Here is a 22,177-nt window from a genome sequence, read left to right on the forward strand (position 1 = left end):
GGTGCGTCCTGGCTCAGTCGCGGGGGCGGGCCCGGTGGGCCTGCCACGCGGCCAGGGCCTGTGCACGGGTCCCGTCCGGGTGCCGGGCGTGCCAGGCGCGCAGGAACCGGTTGAACTCGAACTGCGCGCCCACCTCCTGGGGTTCGGCCGCCCGTGCGCGGGTCGCGTACCAGTGGGCGACGGCGTCGGCGAGGGTGTGCCCCGCGTGCCCGGCGACGTAGTCGCGCATGAAGGCGTCGAAGTGGAAGCCGGGTCCGATCTCGCGGACGAAGTACGCGCGCAGCACCTGGCTGCAGCGCTGGCCCGGCGGGATCACGGTCGCGCCGGTGACGGGGGCGGCCAGCTGGCGCCCGGCGCGGCGGGGTGCGGGGGCCGCCGGGGCGGCGGGCGCGGGAAGTCCGTCGAGGGCGGCGGCGAGCCGCGCGGTGACGGCTGCCTTGCCGCCGCCGGCCGGAATCCCCATCTCCCGCGCGAGCGCGCTCAGTTCGGCCAGCGTCCAGTACCAGCGCAGCAGCTCGGCCCCGGTCAGCGCGGCCGTCAGGGCGGGCCGGGTCTCCCCCGTATTCGTACTCACGTTCCCATTCTATGTGCGGTGCCGACCCTCCGGCCCGCACTCCCCCACCGTCTCCCGAGGAGAGAACCCATGACCGCAGAACCCCACCGCCTCACCCTCGGCGGAGACACGGCCCTCGTGCTCATCGACCTCCAGACGGGCATCCTCGACCGGCCCGCCGCCAAGCCCACCCCCGAGATCCTGGGGAAGGGGATCGCGCTCGCCGAGGCGTTCCGCGCCCACCGGTTGCCCGTGGTCCTGGTCAAGGTGGCGTGGTCCCCGGACGGCGGTGACCTGCCCACCGCGAACGTGGACCGCCCCGGCCCGGCCGCCGCCCCGCCCGCCGCCTTCTCCGAGATCCCGGCCGAGCTCGCCGCCCTCGGGGACGTGGTCGTCACCAAACGCCACTGGGGCGCCTTCACCGGTACCGAACTCGACCTCCAGCTGCGCCGCCGCGGCATCCACCGCATCGTGCTGGCCGGCATCTCCACCAGCGTCGGCGTCGAGTCCACCGCCCGTACGGCGTGGGAGCTCAGCTACGACCTGGTCTTCGCGGAGGACGCCACCGCCGACACCGACCCCGACTCGCACGCCCACACGTTCGGCAAGATCTTCCCCCGCATCGGCAAGGTCAGCACCACGGACGAGATCATCGCGGCCCTGGACTCCTGACCGGACGCGCTCCGGGGGCGGTTCACCCGTAACCGGGCGGGCGCCCACGGGTTAGCAGACCGGAAGGCGAGGGAGTTCTCATGGCGCAGCGGCACACGACGTCCTTACGGCTGCGTCTTCGGTACCGGTTCGACCATCTGGTCGCAGGAGGGACCACCGCGCTCATCGGCTGGTTCGCCCTGGCCTGTCTCGCCGTCGTGGTCCCGGCGAGCACGGTGCTCGTCTGGGCCGACCGGGCCGCCCCGGCGACCCTCTCCGGCCGGCTCACCGCCGTCTGGGTCAGTGTCGGGCAGACGCTCAAGATCGGGGGCGCGGTCGGTTCCCCCCTCTACGTACTGGCCTCCGTGGCCCTTGCCCTGACCGCCCTGCTGTTCGTGTCCACGCTGGTCGGTCTGATCACCACCGGCATCAACCGGCGCATCATGCTGCTGCGCCGCGGGCACTCCACCGTGCTGGAATCCGGGCACACCGTCCTGCTGGGCTGGTCGGACCAGATCTTCCCGGTGGTCGGGGAGCTGGTGGCCGCGAACGCCAACCTGCGCAGGTCTGCCGTCGCCGTCCTCGCGCCGAAGGACAAGGTGGAGATGGAGGAGGAGATCTCCACCTCCATCGCCGGCACCGGCACCGGCACCGGCACCGGCACGACGCGGATCATCTGCCGCAACGGCCGCACCACCGACCCCGCGGAGCTGGCCCGGGTGAGTCCGCGGACCGCGAAGGCCGTGCTCGTCCTGCCCCCCGAGGGGGACAACGGTGACGCCCAGGTGGTGAAGACACTGCTCGCCCTCGGCGCCGCGGTCCCCGAGCCCGGCGGGGCGGTGGTGGTCGCCGCCGTGCGCGACACCCGCAACCATCTCACCGCCCGCCTGGCCGCCGGGCCCGGCGGGCACGTCCTGTGCGTCGACGACATCATCGCCCGGCTCCTCGTCCAGACCGCCCGCGAGCCCGGTCTGTCGCTCGTCTACCAGGAACTCCTCGATTTCGCCGGCGACGAGTTCTACACCGCCGCCGCCCACGGCCTCGCCGGACGCACCTTCGGTGAGGCCCTGCTGGCGTTCACCACCTCCTCGGTGGTCGGCCTGCTGCACCCCGGCGGCCGCGTCACGCTCAATCCGGACCCCGGTACGGTGATCGGCGCGGGCGACCGGATCGTCCTCATCTCCGAGGACGACGACACGGCCGTACCGGCGGACGCGTCCTCGTTCGTCGACGAGGACGCGATCGTCACGGCCCGCCCGAGGACGCCCGAGGCCGAACGGCTGCTCCTCCTCGGCTGGAACCGCCGCGCGCCGCTCCTCGTGGAGCAGCTCGACCAGTTCGTCGGCCCCGGGACCACGCTGGACGTCGTATCGCTCGCCGACGACGTGAGTGCGTGCGCCGCCGCCGGCGCCGCCACCGGGGTACGCAGCCGCCTCGAAGTGTCCTTCCGCAGCGGGGACATCACCGATCCCGAGCTGCTGGCCAAGCTGGACGTGCCCTCGTACGACAGTGTGATCGTCATCGGCGAGACGGGCCACGGGCCATTGCTCCACGCGGCGGCGCCGATGCCCGCCCGCGCGATCGACCTCGGCCTCGCTCCGGAGACCGGGACGGAGACGGACGACCGGACGCTGGTCACCCTGCTGCATCTGCGGGCCATCGGTGAGGCGGCGGGGCGGGAGCTGTCACTCACCACGGAGATGTCCGACGACGGCAACCGGCTGCTGGCGCCCGCCCGGGAGGGTGCCGATTTCATCGTCAGCGGCCGGCTGATCAGTCTCCTCATGACCCAGATCTCGGAGAGCCCCTATCTCGCCGACGTCTTCGAGGAGTTGTTCGAGGCGGAGGGGAACGAGCTGCACCTGAAGCCCGTCGCGGACTACGTGCGCACCGGTCGCGAGGTGGCGTTCGCGACCCTCGTCGAGTCGGCCCGCCGGCGCCGTGAATGCGCGGTCGGCTACCGGCTGCACGCCGAGGCCGCCGCGGGCCCCGCGTACGGGGTGCGGCTCAATCCGGACAAGGGGCAGCGGGTCCGCTTCGGCGAGCACGACTGGCTGATCGTGCTCGCCGAGAGCTGAGGCGACCGCCGCCCGTGGCCGCGGCTGTGGCCGTCAGAGCGTCGAGTGGACCTCCAGGGCGGTGCGTACCGCGGACTCCAGGGCTCCCTCGATCCACGCCGGCTTGACGGAGGTGTGGCACCCGGCGAAGTGCAGGTTCCCCTCGGCCTTGCGGACGTGGGGGAAGAGCTCGGTGTGCTGGCCGGGCAGCAGCACGGAGGCCTCGCCGTAGGCGTACGGGTCACGCATCCAGGACTGGGTGCGCCCGACGCCGGTGTAGAACACCTCGATCCGCTGCCCGAACACCTCCTGCACCCCGGCGAGCGCGCGCGGGTAGCGCTCCTCGTCGTCCAGGGAGTCCCACTTCAGGGCGTCGTCCGACCAGCTGTAGGAGGCGAGCACGACGCCGCCCGCGCTGCCCTCGACGGGGTAGGAGGGCTGGAACATGAAGCGGTTGGGGTTGTCGGTGGCCGAGCCGCCGCCGATGACGTGGGCCGCCTCGGGCTGGTCACGCGTGACCGCCCGGCAGGCCGCGTAGTGCGCCCGCTGCCCGCTGGAGATGCCGCGGTCGGACACGGACGAGTGCGCGCCGAGCAGGGTGCCGTCCGCCGGGGTCTGCCCGAGCTGGTACTTGCGGTACAGGCCTGGCTGGACGGCCTCCAGTTCGCGCTTCCAGTCGGCCTCGTCGAACTCCCACCAGCGGCGGCTGAATTCGAGCAGGACCTTGGTCGCCGCGTCGTAGTGCAGCTCGGTGATCGCGCGCCGCTTGCCGTACGAGAGCGCGGGCGCGACCGGGATGTGGCGCAGCCCGGAGAAGGGCACGGTGATGATCGCGGTGTCGCCGGTGAAGGTCTCGCGCCGTACGGGGCTGCCGCCGCGGCCCTCGGAGACGGTCTCGATGCTGACCCCGCCCTCCCCGTGGGTGATCCGGGTGGCGCGGCGGTCGAGCCGGACGAGGTCGTCGACGCGGGCGTAGAGGGCGTCGGCCAGGGTGGCGGTGCCGCCGGGCAGTTCGAAGAAGGCGGTGTCCGGGCTGATCAGCGAGGCCCCGATGAAGCTGTGCACGAAGGCGAGGTGCAGGCGGGAGGTGAGGTTCTCGACGGTGCCGATCAGGTCGATCGTCCGCTCGTCGAGCTTCGCCTCCTCGGTCAGGTAGCGGTACATCGACATGTGGCCGTAGCGCTGGATCACGCGGGCCCAGCCCTCGACGAGCTGCTTGTCCTTCTTGCCCTCGATCTCCTTGCGCACGGGGGCGAAGGCGTTGCGGACGATCTGCGCGGCGGGCAGGGCCTCGTAGGCCGCCGGGACCCCGAAGGACTTGTTGAGGGCCTGCGGGCTGCGCGCGTAGTCGGCGCGGCGGACGCGGATGCCGTTGACGAAGATCCACGTACGGTAGGCGGGGCGGCCCGACCCGTCGACGTCGACCAGGTGGAAGCGCCGCCGCTTCAGGCCGAGGCTGTCGATCAGCCCGGTGACCAGGGGGTGGCTGTCGGGAATGCGCATCGCGCCGGCCTCGGCGTACTGCTTCGGGTCGGCGAAGGGGGCCGCGGACTTCTCGTGGCCGCCGGTACGGAAGGTCTTGATCCGGCCGCCCACCCGGTTGCCGTTGGCCTCGATGACGGTAACCTGGTGTCCGGCCTCGCGCAGCAGGTGGGCGGCGGTGAGTCCGGCGGGCCCGGCGCCGACGATCAGTACCTTCTTGCGGGTACGGGACCGGGGCAGGCCGTTCTTCAGCAGGATGTCGGAGTAACGGGGCACCAGCGGCTCGTCGTCGTCGTCGCGTACGAGGACGGCCCGGGCGATGGTGAGGCAGGTCTCCCAGTCGGGGCGCGCGGAGCCGGACGGGGTCTGCGGGGTCCCGGCGGAGGCGGCGGCGACCGACAGGGCGCCGACTCCCGCGACGGCGGCCGCACCGCCGATGACGGTACGGCGGGAGGGGCGGCGGGCGGGCGCCGGGGCGGGCTCGCCGGAGGGGCCGGGCGTGGGATCGGGCGCGGGCACGGGTTCGATGATCATGTATCAACTCTCCCGGCCCCCCGGCGCCTTGAGCGCCCAAAGGCGCCCGGGCGGGAAACAATCACCCGCACGTGCGGTGCGGGGCTCCCGGTGCTGACGAACTGGGATTCGTGCCGGGCCGGGCCGGCCCGTCCCGCCGGATCCGGCGGCTTCGGCGGCTTCGGCGGGTCAGGCGACCCGGCGCACCCGCTGGCTGGTGAGTTCGTACCGGGCTCCGACGACGGCCAGGTGCCCGGCCGCGACCTTGGCGGCGAGCTCCGGTTCCGCGGCGAGCCGCGCCCGCACCAGCCGTACGTTCGCGGTGATCGCCGCGTCGATCCGCGCGGCCCCGCGCAGCGTGCGGTCGATCGCCGGGTGGATCTGGTCGACCAGGTACTGCATGTGGCCCGGCAGCGGGGCCCCGCCCTCGTCGGCCCGGACGGCCGCGGCGACCGCCCCGCACGACTGGTGGCCGAGGACGACGACCAGCGGGATGCCCAGTTCGAGGACCCCGTAGGTGATGCTGCCGAGCACCGCCTCGTCCAGGACCTCCCCTGCCGACCGTACGGTCAGCAGATCGCCCAGGCCCTGGTCGAAGACCAGCTCCGGGGGGACGCGGGAGTCGACGCAGCCGAGCACGACGGCGAAGGGGTGCTGGCCGCCGACCAGCGTCTGGCGCACGGTCCGGGTCTCGTCGGGGTGCCGCTCGTGCAGGGTCCGCCAGCGCGCGTTGCCCGTCTCCAGTTCCCGCAGCGCGGAAGCGGGGGTGGCGGGCCGGACCCGTCCGGGGCCCCCGGTGACGGGGGCCCCGGGTGTCCGGGGGGTACCGCCCACCAGGCCGGCTCCCAGGGCCACCGTGCCGGTCAGTACCACCCGGAGCAGCCGACGCCGCCCCTGGACGCCGCGGCGTTCAACAGGGATGCTCATATCTGAACAAAATACGCATATTAACCCCTGCGGGGTGGGTGCCGCTCTCGGACGGGATCCGGGTGGGTCCTCTCAGCGGGGCGTCAGCAGCCGTGCGAGCACCGCGCCGAGCCGCTCGCGCACCCCTTCGTCGGTGATGACCCCGTCCGCACCGACCGTGCCCCGGTCCACCGGGATGCTCACGCAGGCCGGCTCCACGATGTCCGCGCCGGTGTAGCCCAGTACCGTCCGCAGCGTGGCTTCCGCACCCCGGCCCCGGCCGGCGGCGGCCGCGTTGACCCAGGCCACGGGCTTGTCGCAGATCTCGGTACCGCCGACCGTCCAGTCGAGCAGGTTCTTGAACGAGCCCGGCAGGGTGCCCGCGTACTCCGGGGTACAGATCAGGACCGCCGCCGCCGCGCCGATCGCCGCGCGCAGCTCCGCCACCGGGGCCGGCAGCGGGTCGGTGTCGTCGTCGGGGTTGAAGTGCGGGAGGGCGGCCAGGCCCCCGTAGAGCTCGGTGCGCACGTGCGCGGGGGCCACGGCCTGCGCGGTGCGCAGCACGGACTCGTTGGAGGAACCGGTCCGCAGGCTTCCGGACAGCAGCAGGATCAGGGGTGGCGTGGACATCCGGTCAGCCTGCTTCCGAGGGGATTCGTACGGTGGCGACGCCCCGGAGGAGGGCGAGGCGGTCGGCCGTGTCCGAGCCGGGCGGCGGGGTGAAGAGCACGAGGCGCTGGTCCTCCTCCTGGGCGAGCAGCACCTGGCAGTCGAGGTCGACGGGACCGGCGACCGGGTGGACGACGCGCATGCGGCTGCGGCGCCGGACGGCGACCTCGTGCAGGTCCCACAGGCCGGCGAAGTCCTCGCAGGCCTCCCGCAGCCGCTCCACCAGACGGCCGGCCACCGGATCGGCGACGCCCCGGCGGGCGACGGCGGCGCGCAGGTCCGCGACGTGCAGCCGGCTGTAGTGGTCGTGTTCTTCGGCCGGGTACGCGTCCCGCGCGGCCGGGTCGGCGAACCAGCGCCAGATCACGTTGCGGCCGTGCTCGGAGACCGTGCACACATCGCCCAGCAGCGACCGCGCCAGGTCGTTCTGGGCCAGGACGTCGCCCAGGTCGCTCAGTACCTGGGCCGCGGTGCCGGGCAGTTGGTCCAGCAGGTGCAGCAGGCCCGCGCCGACCCGGTCGCCACCGGCCCGCCCGGCGGGCGGGCGGTGGCCGGCGAGCAGGTGGAGGTGGTCGCGTTCGTCGTCGCTGAGCCGCAGGGCGCGGGCCAGCGAGGAGAGGATCTGCGGTGACGGCTGCGGGCCGCGGGCCTGCTCCATCCGCATGTAGTAGTCGGCCGACATCCCGGCGAGGTGGGCGACCTCCTCGCGCCGCAGCCCCGCCGTCCGCCGCCGGGGTCCCGCGACCAGCCCCACGTCCGACGGTCGCACGCGGTCACGCGAACGGCGGAGGAAGTCGGCGAGTTCCCGGCGGTCGATCGTCATGTCGATCATTCTGCCGCACGGGTCCGAGCGCCCGCCGGGACGCCTCCTGGGATCCCCGGTCCTAGGTTCGAGCAGGCTCTCCCGCCTGTGGGACGGCGGCGGCACTGTGGGCGGAGCCGGAGCGAAGGTTCCCGGTGACCCCACCGCACCAGAAGGAGCAGCCGCCATGTCCGCCCAGGCCACCGCCACCGCCACCCGTACCGCCACCCGTACCGCGACCGTGCAGGTCGCCGACGCCCGGGTGCACTACGACCGCACCGGCTCGGGCCCCGCGCTCATGCTCGTCCACGGCACCGGATCGGGCGGATCCGCCGTGAACTGGGGCCGGCTGCTGCCTCGTTTCACCGCCGGCCGCACCGTCATCACCCCGGACCTCTCGGGGACCGAGCGCACCGTGGACGACGGGGGGCCTCTGACCGTGGAGGGCCTGGCCGCCCAGGTCATCGCCGTCATCGAGGACGCGGACACGGGTCCGGTGGACCTGCTGGGCTTCTCCATGGGCGCGCCGGTGTCCGCAGCGGTCGCCGCGCTGCGCCCCGACCTCGTACGCCGCCTGATCCTGGTCGCCGGATGGGCCCATACCGACAGCGACGAGTACCTGCGCAACCTCTTCGTCCTGTGGAAGCAGCTCGGCACCTCCGACCCGGCCGCCTTCGGCCGCGCCGTCGCCATGACCGGCTTCAGCCGCGGATTCCTCAACGCGATCGGCCGTGAACAGGTGGAACTGCTGATCCCCAACATGCCGCCCACCCCCGGCACCCTGCGCCACGTCGACCTCGACACCCGCATCGACATCCGCGGGCTGCTGCCGCGCATCCAGGCCGAGACGCTGGTGATCGGCTGCACCCAGGACATCACCGTCCCGGTGGAGAACAGCCGCGCCCTGCACGCGGCGATCGGGCACAGCCGCTACGCCGAGATCGACGCCGGGCACGTGGCGTTCTTCGAGAAGGAGGACGAATTCGTGCGGCTGGTGGCCGGGTTCGTGCCCGCCCCGTGATCCGCCGCGCGACGGGCACGGCGGATCACGGGGCGGTCCCGGCAGGCCGGGCCCGCGGTCAGTGCACGTCGGAGCGCGCGGCGGAGGTGTCGTCGAGGAAGCCCCCCGACTGGTGCTGCCACAGCTTCGCGTAGGCGCCCTCCGAGGTGAGCAGTTCCTGGTGCGTGCCGTGCTCGACGATGCGTCCGCGGTCGAGGACGACGAGCCGGTCCATGTTCGCGACCGTACTCAGCCTGTGTGCCACCACGAGGGCCGTCCGGCCCTCCATGAGCCGCCACAGCGCCTCCTGGACGAGGATCTCGCTCTCCGAGTCCAGGGCGCTGGTCGCCTCGTCGAGGAGCAGGATCGGCGCGTCGCGCAGGATCGCGCGGGCGAGCGCGACGCGCTGGCGCTGTCCGCCGGACAGCTTGACGCCGCGCTCGCCCACCATCGTGTCGAAGCCGTCGGGCAGCGCGTCGGTGAACTCCGTGACGTGCGCCGCCTCGGCCGCGCGGCGGATCTCGGCCTCGGTGGCGTCGGGCCGGGCGAAGGCGATGTTCTCCCGCAGGGTGCGGTGGAACATCGCCGGGTCCTGCGGGACGTAGGCGATCAGGCTGCGCAGGTCTGCCTGGCGCAGTCGGGTGATGTCCTGGCCGCCGATCAGGATCCGGCCGGATTCGATGTCCGTCATCCGCATCAGCAGCAGGGTGAGCGTGGTCTTGCCGCCCCCGGACCGGCCGACGAGGCCGATCTTCGTGCCGCCGGGCACGTTCAGGTCGAGGCCGTCGAAGAGCGGCTTGCCTCCGCCGTGGGCGAAGGTGACCCGCTCGAAGCGGACGTCGGAGGAACCGGGCCGCAGCGGCTCGGGGACGGCCGGGTCGAGTACGGTCGGCGGCGTGAGCAGCAGTTCGGTGAACTGCGCGGCCTCCGTCATGGAGCTCTCCAGCCGGCGGTAGATCTGGTTGAACTCGAACATGATCCGCGTCGCGCTGGCGTAGTAGGTGAAGGCGACGATGATGGCCTCCACGCCGTGCTCTCCCCCGCCGAGCGTGACGGCGAGCAGCAGGCCCAGCGCGTTGGTCAGTACGGACATCGGTGCGACCAGGGTGTCGATGCGCAGGTTGCCGTAGTCCCAGGAGCGCAGGGTGAGCCGGCGTGATTCGGCGACGCGCGAGCGGTGTTCGGCCGCTTCGCGTTCCTCGGCGGCGAAGGCCCGGACGGTGTCCATGTTCATCAGGCTGTCGGCGACGTGGCCCGACACCCGGGCGATCGCCTCCTCGCGCTGGGCGACGAGGCCTTGGCGGCGCCGGATCAGCGGCGCCACGCCCAGCGCCGTCACGGCGATCAGGACCAGGAGTCCGGCCACGAGCAGCGGGTCGTACTGCCACAGCACCACGGAGGCGAACACCAGGGGGACGAAGCTGCCCATGACCGAGAAGGTCAGGGTGTCGACGAACTCCTCGAAGCGGGAGGCGAAGCTCAGCACCCGCTTGGTCAGCGAACCGGCGAAGTTGTCGTGGAAGAACGCGGCGTCCTTGGCGAACAGTTCGTCCATGCCGACCACGTACAGGTGCTCGATGCCGCGGGCGTCGAGGCGGTTGAGGCAGTGCAGGCCCAGGCGCCACAGCGCCTCGGCGAGGAGCAGGACCCCGGCGAAGGAGAGGACGTACGGCAGCATCGCGTCGACGGTGGCGCTGCCGCCTCCGGCGATGCGGCCGACGAGCTTGGCGACGATCAGCGGCGCGATGTAGTTGATGCCGATGTTGCCCAGCGCCGGGAGCAGCATCGCGGGTGCGGTCAGCCGTTTGAGGCGGGCCAACTCCCGTCCGTAGTAGCGAAGTGCGAGGAGTACCGGGCCCTTGCCCGGTCGTTTTTCGGGTGGTTCAGGCGTTCCCATGACAACCCTGTGCGTTCGTGTGCGGACGGCTTGCAGGAACCGAAGTGTCCCGTGGCGGCGTTGGCGCGGTCCAAGGATTTTCCCGAATGGCGGTATCTCGTACCTGTTCGTGCCCGGAAACGGTGAAGGGCCGTTCCGGATGGCTCCGGAACGGCCCCGTGGTCCTTGGCGCTCTGCTGTGGGTGGTGGGGGTGGGTGTCGGTTACGGGACGGGCTGCTGCTGGGTGACGCAGTGGATGCCGCCGCCGCCGGTGCCGAGCCGGTCGATGTTGAGCTGCTCGATGGTGCGGCCGGGGTAGAGCCGGGCCAGGGTGGCCTTCGCCGCGGTGTCGGCGCGGGTGTCGCCGAAGTGGGCGCTGATGACGGCGCCGTTGCACAGGTAGTAGTTGGCGTAGGAGGCGAGGAAGTCCGGGTTGGTGGAGCGGATCTTGTTGTAGTCGGGGCCCTGGATCTGGTCGACCGCCATGCGGGTGCCGTCGGCCGCGGTGGACGCGGAGAGGATCTGGTACTGCTGGCGGGCGTCCTTGGCGTACACGTCGTTGTCCGAGGCCAGGGGCATCTGGACGGCGGCCCTGCCGGGGGCGAGGAAGCGCGAGGTCGCGTCGACGTGGTCGTCGGTGATGTCCTGGCCCTTGACCCCGTCGAACCAAATGACCTTGGTGGCGCCGTAGGCGGCGAGCAGGGCGGATTCGATCTGCGCCTGCGACTTGTCGGGGTTGCGGTTCTTGTTGATCAGGCTGCTGCGGGTGGCCATCAGGGTGCCGGCGCCGTCCTGTTCGACCGCGCCGCCCTCGCCGACCAGGGTTGCGGCGGTGAAGGGGACCCCGACGTAGGAGGCGATCCGGCCGGCGACCAGGTTGTCCCGGGAGTGGGCCTGCTTCTTGCCCCAGCCGTTGAAGTTGAGGCCGACGGCGTCCAGACCGCCGGATCCGTTCGTACGGAAGACGGGTCCCGTGTCGCGCATCCAGCAGTCGTCGACGGGGATGGTGCTGATGACGGTGACGGTGGAGCCGCACATCGAGCGGGCCTTGGCCGCACTGGCGGAGTTGGCACAGATGTAGACCGGCTCGTACTTGGCGATGGTGCGTGCGATGAGCGCGATGTCCTGCTGGACGCCGCCGAGCGTGCTGCCCCAGATGGAGGTGGAGTCCGGCCAGGCCATCCAGGTGCGGGTGTGCCGGACGTCCTCGACGGGCACCCGGAAGGCGCCCGCCGCCGCCGGACGGGGCGCGGACGCGGCCCCGGCCCGCCCTTCGGTCGCCGCCAGTGCGGCCGCGGCGGCGGTGAGTCCCGCCGCTGCCAGGAACCTGCGTCTGCCCATGCCCTCGCCTGCGGGCCGGTTCACTGCGTGATCGTTCATGTGGGGGTCCTCCGATGGCTCAACTCCCCGCGGGGGCAGCGGGGTTGACCGGAAAGCTAAAACTGGCCAAGCGCTCGGTCAATAGTTTGGACGAGGTCATTCCGGTGGATCACGGAAAGCCCCAGGTCGCGGACCGAAGGCTGGTTAGAGTGACGTCATGGCAGCTGTCGCGAAGGACTCCGGGGGCCGGCCGGCCGCTCCCCCTGCAAGGGCCGGCCGGCCTCGGGCCTCGGCGAAGGGCGAACAGACGCGGGCGCGACTGATCGCCGCCGCGCGGACCCTGCTCGCGGGCGAGATGAGCGAGGGCTTCACCACCCGCAACGTCGCCGCTCTGTCAGGCGTTTCGCATGGGATGTGCCACTACCACTTCCAGGACCGGACGGATCTCGTCCTCGCGGTCATCGAGGACATCCGCCCGGAATGGATCATGCCGCTGGAGGCGGCGGTGTCCGGCACCGGACCCTTCGCCGAGCGCGCCGAACGGGTCGTCGAACTGCTCGGCCGGCCCGAGGGTGCCGAGCTCTCCCACCTCCATTCCGCCCTGCACTGGCAGGCGTTGAACGACGCCCGGGTCCGGGAGAGCCTCGAAGCCGAGTACCGGCGCTGGCGCGCCTGCTTCGTCGCCCTCTTCCAGGTCCTGGCCGACGAACGAGGCGGGGACCTCGACCCACGCCCCCTGGGTCTGGCCGTGGCCGCAGCCGTGGACGGCCTGGCGGCCATGGACTCCCTGGGCGCCGACGGCGGTACGGGGCCGGTCCTGCGGACCTTGATCCGTACCCTCGCCGCGGGAGCCGGAGCGGGAGCCGGATCCGGATCCGGGCCGTGACCGGCACGGCCTACAGCGCCCGCCGGGCCGCGGCGATCGCCTCCGGGTCCCATCCCGGGCGCGGCACCGACTCCAGGAGCAGCCGGGTGTAGGGGTGCCGGGGCGCGGCCAGCACCTCGGCCGTGGCGCCCGCCTCCACGATCCGGCCGCGGCGCATGACGACGATCTCGTCGGTGACGCACCGTACGACGCCCAGGTCGTGGGTGATGAAGAGGTACCCGATACGGGTCTGCTCCCTGATGTCCGCGAGCAGGTTGAGGATCTGCGCCTGTACGGAGACGTCGAGCGCGGCGACCGCCTCGTCCAGGACCAGGACGGACGGCTCGACGGCCAGGGCCCGGGCGATGGCGACGCGCTGGCGCTGGCCGCCGGACAGCTGGCGCGGCAGGGCGTCGGCGGCCCGGGTGCCCAGACCCACCTGATCGAGCAACTCCCGTATCCGGACCGCGTGGTCCCGGCCCGGGAAGTGCAGGCGCAGGGTCTCGCGCAGGGCCGCCTCCACACTGGTCCGGGGATCGAGGGAGAGGTACGGGTCCTGGAAGACCATCTGGACCTCACGGGCGCGGGCCAGGCGCCGCGCACGGCCGCGGCCCTCGCCGCGCGCGGTCCGGTTCCGGCCGCCGACCAGGACCTCGCCCGCGTCGGCACGTTCCAGGCCGACGACGATCCGCGCGGTGGTGGTCTTGCCGGAGCCGGACTCCCCCACGATCCCCAGCGAACCGCCCTCGGGGAGGACGAAGGACACGTCGTCCACGGCGCGCACGGCTCCGTAGGAGCGGTGCAGCCCCGTGACCTCCAGGACGTTGTCGGGAAGTCCGTTATCGGGCATCGACGGTGCTCCCTTCGAGCCGGTCGCTGTGGTGGCAGGCGGCCAGGTGCCCCGGCCGGCCCGGGGCGGCCACCGGCAGGGGCACCTGCTGGTCGCAGACCTCCGTGGCGAGCGGGCAGCGGGCGGCGAAGGCACAGCCGTGGAGGGCCTGGCGCAGGTCCGGCGGCTGGCCCTCGATGGCGGCGAGCCGGCCGCGCGGGCCGTCCATCCGCGGGGTGGAGGCCAGCAGGGCGGCCGTGTACGGGTGCCGGGGGTGCGCGAAGAGGGCCTCGGCGGGCCCGCTCTCGGCGATCCGGCCCGCGTACATGACGTAGACGCGGTCGCTGATGGCCGCCGCGAGGTCGAGGTCGTGCGTGACGAACAGCAGGCCGGTGCCGAAGCGGGCGCGGATCCCGGCCAGCAGGGAGATGACCTCGGCCTGGGAGGTGACGTCCAGCGCGGTGGTGGGCTCGTCGGCCAGCAGGAGGGAGGGGTCCCCCATGAGGGCCGCCGCGATCACCACGCGCTGGAGCATGCCGCCGGAGACCTGGCCGGGGTACTTGCGCAGCACCGCCGGGTCCAGGCCCACGGCCTCCAGGAGCTCGGTGGCGCGCGCGGTCGCCTCGGCCCGGCTCATGGCCCGGGTCAGGGTGGCGCTCTCGGTGAGGAAGTCCCCGATGCGGCGCAGCGGGTTGACGGCGGCGCGCGGGTCCTGGAAGACCATGGCCACGGCGGAGGCGCGTACGGTGCGCAGCCGGTCGGCGGTCATGGTGAGGACGTCCTCGCCGCCGACCCGTACGGCTCCTTCGACGACGGCGCCGGGCGGCAGCAGGTTCAGCGCGCTGCGCGAGGTGAGGCTCTTGCCGGAGCCGGACTCGCCGACGAGGGCGACGGTCTCACCGGTGGAGACGGTGAGGTCGACGCCGTCGAGGACGGGCCGGGCGGTACCGGGCAGGGTGATCCGCAGCCCCCGGATGTCCAGGGTGGGCGTCGGTTGCGTCGGTTGCGTGGGGTGCGGTTGCGGCGGTTGCGGCGGCCTCATCGGGCCCTCCTGGCTATACGGTCGGCCCAGCGTTCGCCGACCACGTTGAAGGCGACCACGGTCAGCACGATGAAGGCGCAGGGCAGGATCGCGGACAGCGGGTAGCCGTGCTGGATGGCGGTCTGGCCGTCGAAGACCATGCGGCCCCAGTCGGGGGTGAGGGCGGGGACGCCGAGCCCGAGGAAGGACAGTCCGGCCAGGTCCATCAGGGCGTAGCCGAAGTTGATGGTGGACTGGGCGAGGACGACGGGGGCGATGTTGGGCAGGATGTGGCGCAGGCAGATCTGCAGCGCCGAGTGGCCCTGGACCTGGTAGGCGCTGACGTACGGGCGGGCCCGTTCGGCCAGGACCAGGGAGCGGGTGAGGCGGCTGACGTAGGGCAGGTAGGCCACGGCGAGGGCGATGACCGGGGCGAGCAGGCCCTCTCCGTAGACCGAGATGATCAGGATGGCCAGCAGCATGCCGGGGAAGGCGAAGACGAGCTCGGTGCTGCGGGAGAGCACGGAGTCGATCCAGCCGCCCCGCCAGGCCGCCGCCGTGCCGATGGCGATGCCGGCGACGGTGGAGAAGACGACGACTCCGAGCGGTCCGAGCAGCGAGGTGCGGGCGCCGAGCAGCAGCCGGGAGAGGGTGTCACGGCCGGCCGCGTCCACGCCGAACGGGTGCGCGGCGGAGGGTGCGGCCAGCGCGTTGCCGAGGTCGACGGCGTTGGGGTCGTGGGGTACGACCCAGGGTGCGAGCAGGGCGGCCAGGACGACGACGGCGACGAGCACCAGGCAGACCAGGTGGAGCGGGGAGCCGGCGGCGCGGATCCGGGAGAGGCCGGGCCGGCGGGTGAGGACGGCGGTCATACGGCGGCGCTCCTCGATCCGAGGGTGACCCTGGGGTCGACCAGGGGCAGCAGCAGGTCCACGATCAGGTTCACGATCATGAAGAGGGCGACGATGATCAGGGAGATCGCCTGGACGGTCGGGAAGTCCTTGGTGGTGGTGGACAGTTCGAGGAGCTGGCCGATGCCGCCGATGCTGAAGGCCGTCTCCACCAGGATGGTGCACACCAGCAGCGTGGAGACGATGAGGCCGCCTGTGGTCAGGACGGTGCCGAGCGAGTTGCGGAACACGTGGCGCTCGATGACCTGGCGTTCGGGGACACCCCGGCTGCGGGCGACGGTGACGTGGTCGCTGTCGAGGGCTTCGAGCATGGCGGAGCGGGTGACCCGGGCGAGCATGCCGATCAGGTAGAGCGCGAGGGCGACGGCGGGGAGCGTGAGGTGCCAGAGCATGTCGCCGAGGCCCCCGTCCCCCGCCCCGCTGCTGGGGAACCAGCCGAGGTTGACGGCGAAGAGGCCCTGGAGCAGGACCGCCGCGACGAAGGACGGGGTGCCGACGGCGAACGTCGTGGTGACGAGGACGGCGGAGTCGGTGGCCCCGCCGCGGACGGCGGCGATCCGGCCGAGGAGGAGGCCGGCGGCGACGACCACGACGAGCGACATCACGATCAGCAGCAGGGTGGTGGGCAGGCGGTCCGCCAGCAGCCGCGAGACATCGGTGCGGTAGGTGATCGACCGCCCGAAGTCGCCCTGCAGTACGTCACCCAGCCACCGGAAGTACCGCACGAGGAAGGGGTCGTCCAGGTGGTACTGGGCGTTGATCGAGGCGAGGGCCTCCGGGGAGGCCGAGCGGCCGGCGAGCAGGAAGCTCGCCGGGTTGCCCGGCGCCAGGTACATGGCCCCGAAGACCACGAACGAGGCGGTCAGGAGGGTGGCGGCCATCTCCGCCACCCGCCGGAGCGCGAATCTGACGAAACTCACTGCGCGGCCCCCACGTCGGCGGCCCACGGGTAGTACATGTACGAGATGGTGGTGGGGGCGCCGGTGATGCGCTTGTTCATGAACAGCGCGGTGGGCCACTCGGCGACCGGGATCCACAGCAGCTGTTCCGAGGCGTGGTGCTGCAGTTTCGCCTCGAGGTCCATCCGCTGCTCGACCGGGTAGACGGCGCTCGCCTGGTCGACGAGCTTGTCGTACGCGGGGTCGCTGTAGCCGGCGAAGTTCATGTACGCACCGGTCTTGAAGTTCTGCAGCAGGTCGAGCGGGTCGGTGATCGAGTCGTAGTAGGTGAGCGGGAACATGTCGATGCCCTCGCGCGCCTGGGGGTCGGTGAACAGTGCGGTGAAGGCGTTCGGGGCGATCGTCTTCAGCTGGATGTCCAGACCGATCTGGGTGCCGGCCGCCTGGACGGCGGTGGCGAGGAGGGAGACGTCCTGGCCTATGGAGCTGGTGGCCACGGTCAGCGTCTTGCCGGTGGCGCCGGCCTCCTTGACCAGGGCCTTGGCCTTCTCCATGTCCTGGCCGGTGGGCGGCAGGCTGTCGAAGGCCGTCTTCAGGGTGCGCTCGGGGGCGACGGCCCAGGCGGCGCGGGTGGTGAGGGAGTTGGTGACGGTGCCCGCCCCGCCGAGGCCGGCCTTGACGAAGCCGGAGCGGTCCAGCGCCAGGGACAGCGCCCGGCGGACGCGGATGTCACCGAGGGGGCCCTGCATGTTGGTGACGTTGACGTTGACCGTGCTCAGGCCCTCGCCGAAGTAGAGGGTGCCGGTGCCGCTGCCGCGCAGACGGGCGTAGCTCTCGGTGGGGATCAGGTAGCCGCCGTCGGCCTCCCCGCTGAGCATGGCGTTCGTGCGGGCGGAGGGATCGGTCAGGACACGGAAGACGGCCTTCTTCGACTTGGCCTTGGTGCCCCAGTAGTTGTCGAAGCGCTCCAGCTCGATCGACTGGCCCTTGTTCCACGTGCCGAGCTTGAAGGGGCCGCTGCAGCCGAGGCCGCCCGTGGTGCCGTAGTCCTTGCCTGCCGCCTCGACGGCGGCCTTGGAGGCGACCACTCCGGCGGCGGTGGCCATGTACTGGGGGAACTGCGAGTCGGGCTTGTCGAGCTTGACGGTGACCTGCAGCGGACCGCTCTTGGTGATCGAGGCGACGTTCTGGAACACCTGGGCCCAGGCGGCGGCGTTGTCGGGGTCCCTCTGGCGTCCGAGGCTGAAGACCACGTCGTCGGCGGTCATCTCCTTGCCGTCGTGGAAGCGCACGCCGGGGCGCAGGTCGTAGACCCAGGTGGTGGGGTCCGGGTTGGACGCCTTCTGGGCGAGACCGGGCTCCGTGGTGAGGCCCGGGGTCCAGCGCATCAGGCTCTCGCACACGTTGGACAGGACGGTGTTCTGCGGGTAGTCGAAGGCCACCGTGTAGTCGAGGGTGGGCGGTTCGGCGTACACGGCCCAGGTGAAGGAGTCGATCTCGCCGCGTGCCTCGGGGGTGGAGACCGACAGCCTGACGTCGGTGACACCGCCGGCCTTCTCCTTCGGCGGGCCGGAGCAGGCCGCGAGCAGGGAGACGGCCGTCAGGGCGGCGGTCGCGGCCGCGGCAACGGGGCTGAGCCGGCCGCGCCGGCCGCGGAAGCGTCTGCCGGTGCGGGGCGGGGTGGTGGTCATCGTCGCGCTCTCTATTCCGTGAGGGATGCGGGGGGAGGAGCGGGCGGATCGCCGGAGCGGTCCGCCGGGAGCGGCCGGTTTCCCGGTCAGACGGTGGTCCGCGCTGCGGGGATCTGCTGGGTGATGCAGTGGACGCCGCCGCCGCCGAACGCGATGGCGAGCGCCCGTACCCCGACGACCTTGCGGCCCGGGTACGCCGTGGCGATCACGGCGAGGGCCTCCTCGTCCTGGGGCACGCCGGCCACCGGGACGACGACGCCGCCGTTGGCGACGTAGTAGTTGAGGTACGACACCTCGATCTCGCCGTCGGCCACGTCGGCGAAGGCGGTCTGCGGCACCTCGACGATCTCCAGTCGGCGGCCGCGGGCGTCGGTGGTGGCCTCCAGCACGGCGCGGTTGGCGCGCATCCGGGCGTGGTCGGGGTGGTCCGGGTCGGAGGGCAGGGAGATGACGACGGTGCCGGGGGCGGCGAACGCGCAGACGCCGTCGACGTGACCGTCGGTCTCGGTGTCGAGCAGGCCGCCGTACGGGAGCCAGATGACCTTGGTGACGCCGAGCCGGGACTTCAGCTCCGCCTCGATCTGGTCGCGGCTCATGCCGGGGTTGCGGTTGGGGTGCAGGAGGCACTGCTCGGTGGTGATCAGCGTGCCCTCGCCGTCGACGGTGATGGCCCCGCCTTCGAGGATCATGCCGGAGGGGATGCGGTCGACCCCGAGGTGCTCCAGCAGCAGGCCGCTGATCCGGTCGTCGGCGTCGAAGGGGTGGTGCTTGCGGCCCCAGGCATTGAAGCGGAAGTCGACTCCGGCGCGGTTGCCGTCGCCGTCGAGGACGAAGAGCGGGGCGGAGTCGCGGAACCAGGAGTCGTCGAGCGGCAGCTCGATGACGGTGACGCCGTCGCCGCACAGCGCACGGGCGTCCTCGCCGAAACCGGGCGGGGCGACCATCGTCACGGGCTCGAACGCGGCGATGGCGCGGGCGACGTTCGCGTACTCCTCCTTGACCTCGGCGAGCACGCTGCCCCACAACTCCTCGCGGGTGGGCCAGGCCATCAGACAGCCGTCGTGCTGGGACCACTCGGCAGGCATACGGAATTCGGTCATCAGGTGTCTCATTTCTTGCGTGGGTGGAGTCTTCCACTCGACTGAAAATTCAGTCAAGAGTGAAGGTGTGGGGCAAGGAAGGGAGCGCGGGAGGACTGGAGGAAGCGACTAGAGGAAATAGAGGCGGTTCAGGGACACCTGCTGGGCCGGCTCGGAGCGCAGGGGCTCGCCGTCGAGCGTCACGAGCCCGGTCCGGGCGTTCACGTCGACATCGCCGAGGCGGGCGTTGCCGACCATGTCCTTCGGTCCGATACCGCGCGTGCCGCGTACGGCGACCCGGCGGCGCCGGGTGGCCAGGGCCCCGGAAGAGCCCGACTCGGCGGCGGCACGGCTGACGAAGGCGACCGAGAGGTCGGCGGGCGCCGCGCCGTGCCCGCCGAACAGGGGGCCGAGGACCAGCGGCTCGCAGCAGTCGGTGGCGGCGTTCGGGTCGCCGGTGACGCCGTAGGCGGGGAAGCCGGACTTCAGTACGAGCTGGGGTTTGGCGCCGAAGAACTGCGGGCGCCAGAGCACGATGTCGGCGAGCTTGCCGACTTCGATGGAGCCGATCTCGTGGGCGAGTCCGTGGGCGATGGCCGGGTTGATGGTGAGTTTGGCGATGTACCGCAGGACGCGGGCGTTGTCGTCGCCCTCACCGTCGCCGTCCATGGGGCCGAGCTCGCCCTTCATCTTCCCCGCCATCGCGAAGGTGCGGCGGATGGTCTCGCCGGCCCGGCCCATGCCCTGGGCGTCGGAGGAGGTGATCGCGATGGCCCCGAGGTCGTGGAGGACGTCCTCGGCTCCCATCGTCCCGGCCCGGATGCGGTCGCGGGCCATGGCCGCGTCGCCGGGCAGGTCGGGCTTGAGGTCGTGGACGGAGACGATCATGCCGTAGTGCTCGGCGACCGCGTCCCGGCCGAAGGGCAGCGTGGGATTGGTCGAGGAGCCGATCACGTTCGGCACGCCCGCCATCTTCAGGACGTTGGGGACGTGCCCACCTCCGCAGCCCTCGATGTGAAGCGTGGATGGTCCGGCCGTCCAGCACCCGCAGGGTGTCCTCGACGGAAAGACACTCGTTCAGGCCGTCACTGTGCAGGGCCACCTGCACGTCATGCTCCTCGGCCACCCGCAACGCCGTGTCCAGGGCCCGGGTATGGGCCCCGAGATCCTCGTGCACCTTGAACCCACAGGCACCGCCCTCCGCGAGCGCCTCCACGAGGGGAGCATCGTTCGAGGAGGAGCCGCGGGCGAGGAAGCCGATGTTGACCGGCCAGGCGTCGAAGGCGCTGAACCCGTGCTGAGGGCCCAGGGCGAGTTGACGCCGACGCCCCAGCTCGGCCCGATCTCCTGGCCGATGATCGTGGTCACGCCGCTCGCGAGCGAGGCCTCCATGATCCGCGGGGAGAGCAGGTGGACGTGGGTGTCGACCGCTCCGGCGGTGGCGATCAGCCCCTCGCCCGACACGATCGTCGTTCCCGTGCCGACGACCACGTCGACGCCGTCGAGGGTGTCGGGGTTGCCGGCCCGGCCGATCGCGTGGATCCGGCCCTCGCGGATACCGATCGACACCTTGCGGATACCGAGGACGGCGTCGATGACCAGCACGTTGCTGATCACCACGTCGCACGTCTCCCGGACGGCGGCGGCCTTCAGGTGCAGACCGTCACGGGCCGTCTTGCCGAAACCCGCCAGGAACTCGTCACCCGGCTTCTGCGCATCGTGCTCCACCCGGACGGTCAGCCCGGAATCACCGAGCCGCACCCGGTCCCCGGCACGGGGACCGAACACCGACGCGTACTCGTGCGGATCGATATGCCGGCTGCCCGGCGCACAGTGGTCGCTGTGCGGGATCTTCTTGCTCACGCCCGGTCTCCGTCCTCGTGTTCGGCGGCGGCTGCGGCTGCGCCCAGATACCCGCAGGCCGCCGCCTTCGCCAGCGCGAGCGTCTTGGCTCCGGGTGCGTCCAAGGGGCCGTCGACCAGGCCCGCGAAGCCGATCGCGATCCGGTCCCCGCCGATGGGGACCAGGCCGACGTCGACGGTGGCGCCCGGGTCGAACCGGGTGGAGGAACCGGCGGCCACGGCCAGCCGCATCCCGTAGGCCGCGGCCCGGTCGAAGTCGAGCCGCGGGTTCGCCTCGAAGAAGTGGAAGTGCGAGGTCACGCTCACCGGCACGGCCGCGGTGTTGCGCACGGTGAGGGTCACCACGGGATCCGGCGCGGCCACCGTGTCCGAGGCGGGCAGGACCGCGCCCGGGGCGGAGTCGTCGCGCTCCTGCGCGCCGAACGGTTCGCTGATCGCGGCCAGCCGGGTGCCGTCCTCGAAGACGGCCTCGACCTGGATCTCGGTCACGATGTCGACGACCCCGGGGAGCACGTCGTCAGGGCCGAGGACGCTACGGCCCCGCTCAAGGGCGTCGGCCAGGCGCAGCCCGTCGCGCGCCGCCTCGCAGACCGTGTCCGCGATCAGCGCGGTCGCCTCCGGGACGTTGAGCCGCAGGCCTCGGGCGTGCCGGGCGCGGGCCAGTTCGGCGGCGGTGAAGAGCAGCAGCCGGTCACGTTCGGTAGGAGTCAGGGGCATGACGTCCCCCGGTCGTCCCGCCCGGCGTCGGGGCCGGTCGAAACCATCATGATCATTCCTTCCTCCGGAAGGCGGGCGAGGGTACGGCCGGGGCCGGGGCATCGCCGTCCGGATGTGTGGTGCGCGAGGCGGCGGCCGAGGGCCGGTGGCGCGCCGGGGGACGCCTCAAGGGCTGCGCCGAGAAGTACGTCGAGGAGTGCGGGCCGGGCGCGGGCCCGTGAGGTGGCACGGGCCGGCCGGCGGTCCGAAGAGGCGGGAGGTTCGGTCCGCCCTGTTCGGAATCCTCACTCTGGCATTGACTGAAAATTCAGTCAAGAGGCTGAACAGGCCCGGGTCCGCAAGGAATCACGGGAGGCGAGCGGAAGGCGGGCGTCAGGCCGGCGGGAGACCGGTGGGAGGCGCGCGGAAGACCCGCGGGAGGCGCGCGGGGGCCCAGGTCTGGGGGCCGGGGCGGTACCAGGGCGTTGCCGGGG

General features: G+C 72.2%; 18 protein-coding genes and 1 pseudogene. 4 read left to right on the top strand and 15 right to left on the bottom strand.

Going from position 1 to position 22,177, the window contains the following annotated elements; translation table 11 throughout:
* Positions 1–13: 13 nt before the first annotated feature.
* Entirely contained in the window at positions 14–574 is a 561-nt protein-coding gene (locus tag KO717_RS05475) for a DUF6434 domain-containing protein (RefSeq protein WP_301364727.1), read from the bottom strand.
* 69 nt (positions 575–643) lie between these two features.
* Between KO717_RS05475 and KO717_RS05480 the strand changes: the two genes are divergently transcribed.
* On the top strand, positions 644–1,225 hold the full coding sequence (locus KO717_RS05480) for a hydrolase (protein ID WP_301364728.1): 582 nt from the start codon (positions 644–646) through the stop codon (positions 1,223–1,225).
* An 80-nt stretch (positions 1,226–1,305) separates the two neighbouring features.
* On the top strand, positions 1,306–3,282 hold the full coding sequence (locus KO717_RS05485) for a CASTOR/POLLUX-related putative ion channel (RefSeq protein ID WP_301364729.1): 1,977 nt from the start codon (positions 1,306–1,308) through the stop codon (positions 3,280–3,282).
* Positions 3,283–3,315: 33 nt separating this feature from the next.
* Here KO717_RS05485 and KO717_RS05490 read toward each other — a convergent pair whose 3' ends face one another.
* The 4 genes from KO717_RS05490 to KO717_RS05505 form a co-directional block, all read right to left on the bottom strand.
* Complete coding sequence (locus KO717_RS05490; RefSeq protein WP_301364730.1) at positions 3,316–5,277, bottom strand: flavin monoamine oxidase family protein; 1,962 nt, start codon at positions 5,275–5,277, stop codon at positions 3,316–3,318.
* A gap of 168 nt (positions 5,278–5,445) precedes the next feature.
* Positions 5,446–6,183 (bottom strand): carbonic anhydrase, encoded by a 738-nt coding sequence (locus tag KO717_RS05495; protein ID WP_301364731.1) that lies wholly within the window; start codon positions 6,181–6,183, stop codon positions 5,446–5,448.
* Positions 6,184–6,255: 72 nt separating this feature from the next.
* The gene (locus tag KO717_RS05500; protein ID WP_301364732.1) at positions 6,256–6,792 is read right to left on the bottom strand and encodes an NADPH-dependent FMN reductase; all 537 of its coding nucleotides are present in this window, start codon (positions 6,790–6,792) and stop codon (positions 6,256–6,258) included.
* A 4-nt stretch (positions 6,793–6,796) separates the two neighbouring features.
* Positions 6,797–7,663, bottom strand: a complete 867-nt coding sequence (locus KO717_RS05505) for a helix-turn-helix transcriptional regulator (RefSeq protein ID WP_437184471.1) — start codon at positions 7,661–7,663, stop codon at positions 6,797–6,799.
* A gap of 157 nt (positions 7,664–7,820) precedes the next feature.
* On the opposite strand from KO717_RS05505, the gene KO717_RS05510 reads away from it, so the two are divergent.
* Complete coding sequence (locus KO717_RS05510; protein ID WP_301364734.1) at positions 7,821–8,654, top strand: alpha/beta fold hydrolase; 834 nt, start codon at positions 7,821–7,823, stop codon at positions 8,652–8,654.
* 58 nt (positions 8,655–8,712) lie between these two features.
* On the opposite strand, the gene KO717_RS05515 is transcribed toward KO717_RS05510, so the two are convergent.
* Positions 8,713–10,530: an ABC transporter ATP-binding protein gene (locus tag KO717_RS05515; protein ID WP_301364735.1), complete on the bottom strand. Its 1,818-nt coding sequence runs from the start codon at positions 10,528–10,530 to the stop codon at positions 8,713–8,715.
* 202 nt (positions 10,531–10,732) lie between these two features.
* Positions 10,733–11,890 (bottom strand): agmatine deiminase family protein, encoded by a 1,158-nt coding sequence (locus tag KO717_RS05520; RefSeq protein WP_301364736.1) that lies wholly within the window; start codon positions 11,888–11,890, stop codon positions 10,733–10,735.
* Between the two features lie 157 nt (positions 11,891–12,047).
* Between KO717_RS05520 and KO717_RS05525 the strand changes: the two genes are divergently transcribed.
* Positions 12,048–12,716, top strand: coding sequence for a TetR/AcrR family transcriptional regulator (locus tag KO717_RS05525; RefSeq protein ID WP_301364737.1), 669 nt, complete (start codon positions 12,048–12,050; stop codon positions 12,714–12,716).
* A gap of 10 nt (positions 12,717–12,726) precedes the next feature.
* Here KO717_RS05525 and KO717_RS05530 read toward each other — a convergent pair whose 3' ends face one another.
* The 8 genes and pseudogenes from KO717_RS05530 to ureA form a co-directional block, all read right to left on the bottom strand.
* On the bottom strand, positions 12,727–13,545 hold the full coding sequence (locus tag KO717_RS05530) for an ABC transporter ATP-binding protein (protein ID WP_301364738.1): 819 nt from the start codon (positions 13,543–13,545) through the stop codon (positions 12,727–12,729).
* Entirely contained in the window at positions 13,535–14,566 is a 1,032-nt protein-coding gene (locus tag KO717_RS05535; RefSeq protein ID WP_301364739.1) for an ABC transporter ATP-binding protein, read from the bottom strand. Before KO717_RS05535 ends, KO717_RS05530 begins: the two co-directional genes overlap by 11 nt.
* Positions 14,563–15,417, bottom strand: a complete 855-nt coding sequence (locus KO717_RS05540) for an ABC transporter permease (protein WP_301364740.1) — start codon at positions 15,415–15,417, stop codon at positions 14,563–14,565. The genes KO717_RS05535 and KO717_RS05540 overlap by 4 nt, the downstream gene beginning before the upstream one ends.
* Positions 15,414–16,376, bottom strand: coding sequence for an ABC transporter permease (locus KO717_RS05545; RefSeq protein ID WP_301364741.1), 963 nt, complete (start codon positions 16,374–16,376; stop codon positions 15,414–15,416). Before KO717_RS05545 ends, KO717_RS05540 begins: the two co-directional genes overlap by 4 nt.
* Complete coding sequence (locus KO717_RS05550; RefSeq protein WP_301364742.1) at positions 16,373–18,046, bottom strand: ABC transporter substrate-binding protein; 1,674 nt, start codon at positions 18,044–18,046, stop codon at positions 16,373–16,375. The genes KO717_RS05545 and KO717_RS05550 overlap by 4 nt, the downstream gene beginning before the upstream one ends.
* An 86-nt stretch (positions 18,047–18,132) precedes the next feature.
* Positions 18,133–19,146 (bottom strand): agmatine deiminase family protein, encoded by a 1,014-nt coding sequence (locus tag KO717_RS05555; protein ID WP_301364743.1) that lies wholly within the window; start codon positions 19,144–19,146, stop codon positions 18,133–18,135.
* 108 nt (positions 19,147–19,254) lie between these two features.
* Positions 19,255–20,937 (bottom strand): annotated as a pseudogene (locus KO717_RS05560) (urease subunit alpha).
* 47 nt (positions 20,938–20,984) lie between these two features.
* A complete protein-coding gene (gene ureA, locus KO717_RS05565; protein WP_301364744.1) occupies positions 20,985–21,704 on the bottom strand; it encodes an urease subunit gamma in 720 nt (239 codons plus the stop codon).
* Positions 21,705–22,177 lie beyond the last annotated feature (473 nt).

The sequence above is a fragment of the Streptomyces xanthophaeus genome (genome assembly GCF_030440515.1).
GTDB classification, from domain to species: domain Bacteria; phylum Actinomycetota; class Actinomycetes; order Streptomycetales; family Streptomycetaceae; genus Streptomyces; species Streptomyces kutzneri.

What these genes read in the sequence shown, in the direction of transcription:
- KO717_RS05480 (WP_301364728.1), top strand. Translation starts at nt 644, where the DNA reads ATGACCGCAGAACCCCACCGCCTCACCCTCGGCGGAGACACGGCCCTC.
- KO717_RS05485 (WP_301364729.1), top strand. Translation starts at nt 1,306, where the DNA reads ATGGCGCAGCGGCACACGACGTCCTTACGGCTGCGTCTTCGGTACCGG.
- KO717_RS05490 (WP_301364730.1), bottom strand. Translation starts at nt 5,277, where the DNA reads ATGATCATCGAACCCGTGCCCGCGCCCGATCCCACGCCCGGCCCCTCC.
- KO717_RS05495 (WP_301364731.1), bottom strand. Translation starts at nt 6,183, where the DNA reads ATGAGCATCCCTGTTGAACGCCGCGGCGTCCAGGGGCGGCGTCGGCTG.
- KO717_RS05500 (WP_301364732.1), bottom strand. Translation starts at nt 6,792, where the DNA reads ATGTCCACGCCACCCCTGATCCTGCTGCTGTCCGGAAGCCTGCGGACC.
- KO717_RS05505 (WP_437184471.1), bottom strand. Translation starts at nt 7,663, where the DNA reads ATGATCGACATGACGATCGACCGCCGGGAACTCGCCGACTTCCTCCGC.
- KO717_RS05510 (WP_301364734.1), top strand. Translation starts at nt 7,821, where the DNA reads ATGTCCGCCCAGGCCACCGCCACCGCCACCCGTACCGCCACCCGTACC.
- KO717_RS05515 (WP_301364735.1), bottom strand. Translation starts at nt 10,530, where the DNA reads ATGGGAACGCCTGAACCACCCGAAAAACGACCGGGCAAGGGCCCGGTA.
- KO717_RS05520 (WP_301364736.1), bottom strand. Translation starts at nt 11,890, where the DNA reads ATGAACGATCACGCAGTGAACCGGCCCGCAGGCGAGGGCATGGGCAGA.
- KO717_RS05525 (WP_301364737.1), top strand. Translation starts at nt 12,048, where the DNA reads ATGGCAGCTGTCGCGAAGGACTCCGGGGGCCGGCCGGCCGCTCCCCCT.
- KO717_RS05530 (WP_301364738.1), bottom strand. Translation starts at nt 13,545, where the DNA reads ATGCCCGATAACGGACTTCCCGACAACGTCCTGGAGGTCACGGGGCTG.
- KO717_RS05535 (WP_301364739.1), bottom strand. Translation starts at nt 14,566, where the DNA reads ATGAGGCCGCCGCAACCGCCGCAACCGCACCCCACGCAACCGACGCAA.
- KO717_RS05540 (WP_301364740.1), bottom strand. Translation starts at nt 15,417, where the DNA reads ATGACCGCCGTCCTCACCCGCCGGCCCGGCCTCTCCCGGATCCGCGCC.
- KO717_RS05550 (WP_301364742.1), bottom strand. Translation starts at nt 18,046, where the DNA reads ATGACCACCACCCCGCCCCGCACCGGCAGACGCTTCCGCGGCCGGCGC.
- KO717_RS05555 (WP_301364743.1), bottom strand. Translation starts at nt 19,146, where the DNA reads ATGACCGAATTCCGTATGCCTGCCGAGTGGTCCCAGCACGACGGCTGT.
- ureA (WP_301364744.1), bottom strand. Translation starts at nt 21,704, where the DNA reads ATGCCCCTGACTCCTACCGAACGTGACCGGCTGCTGCTCTTCACCGCC.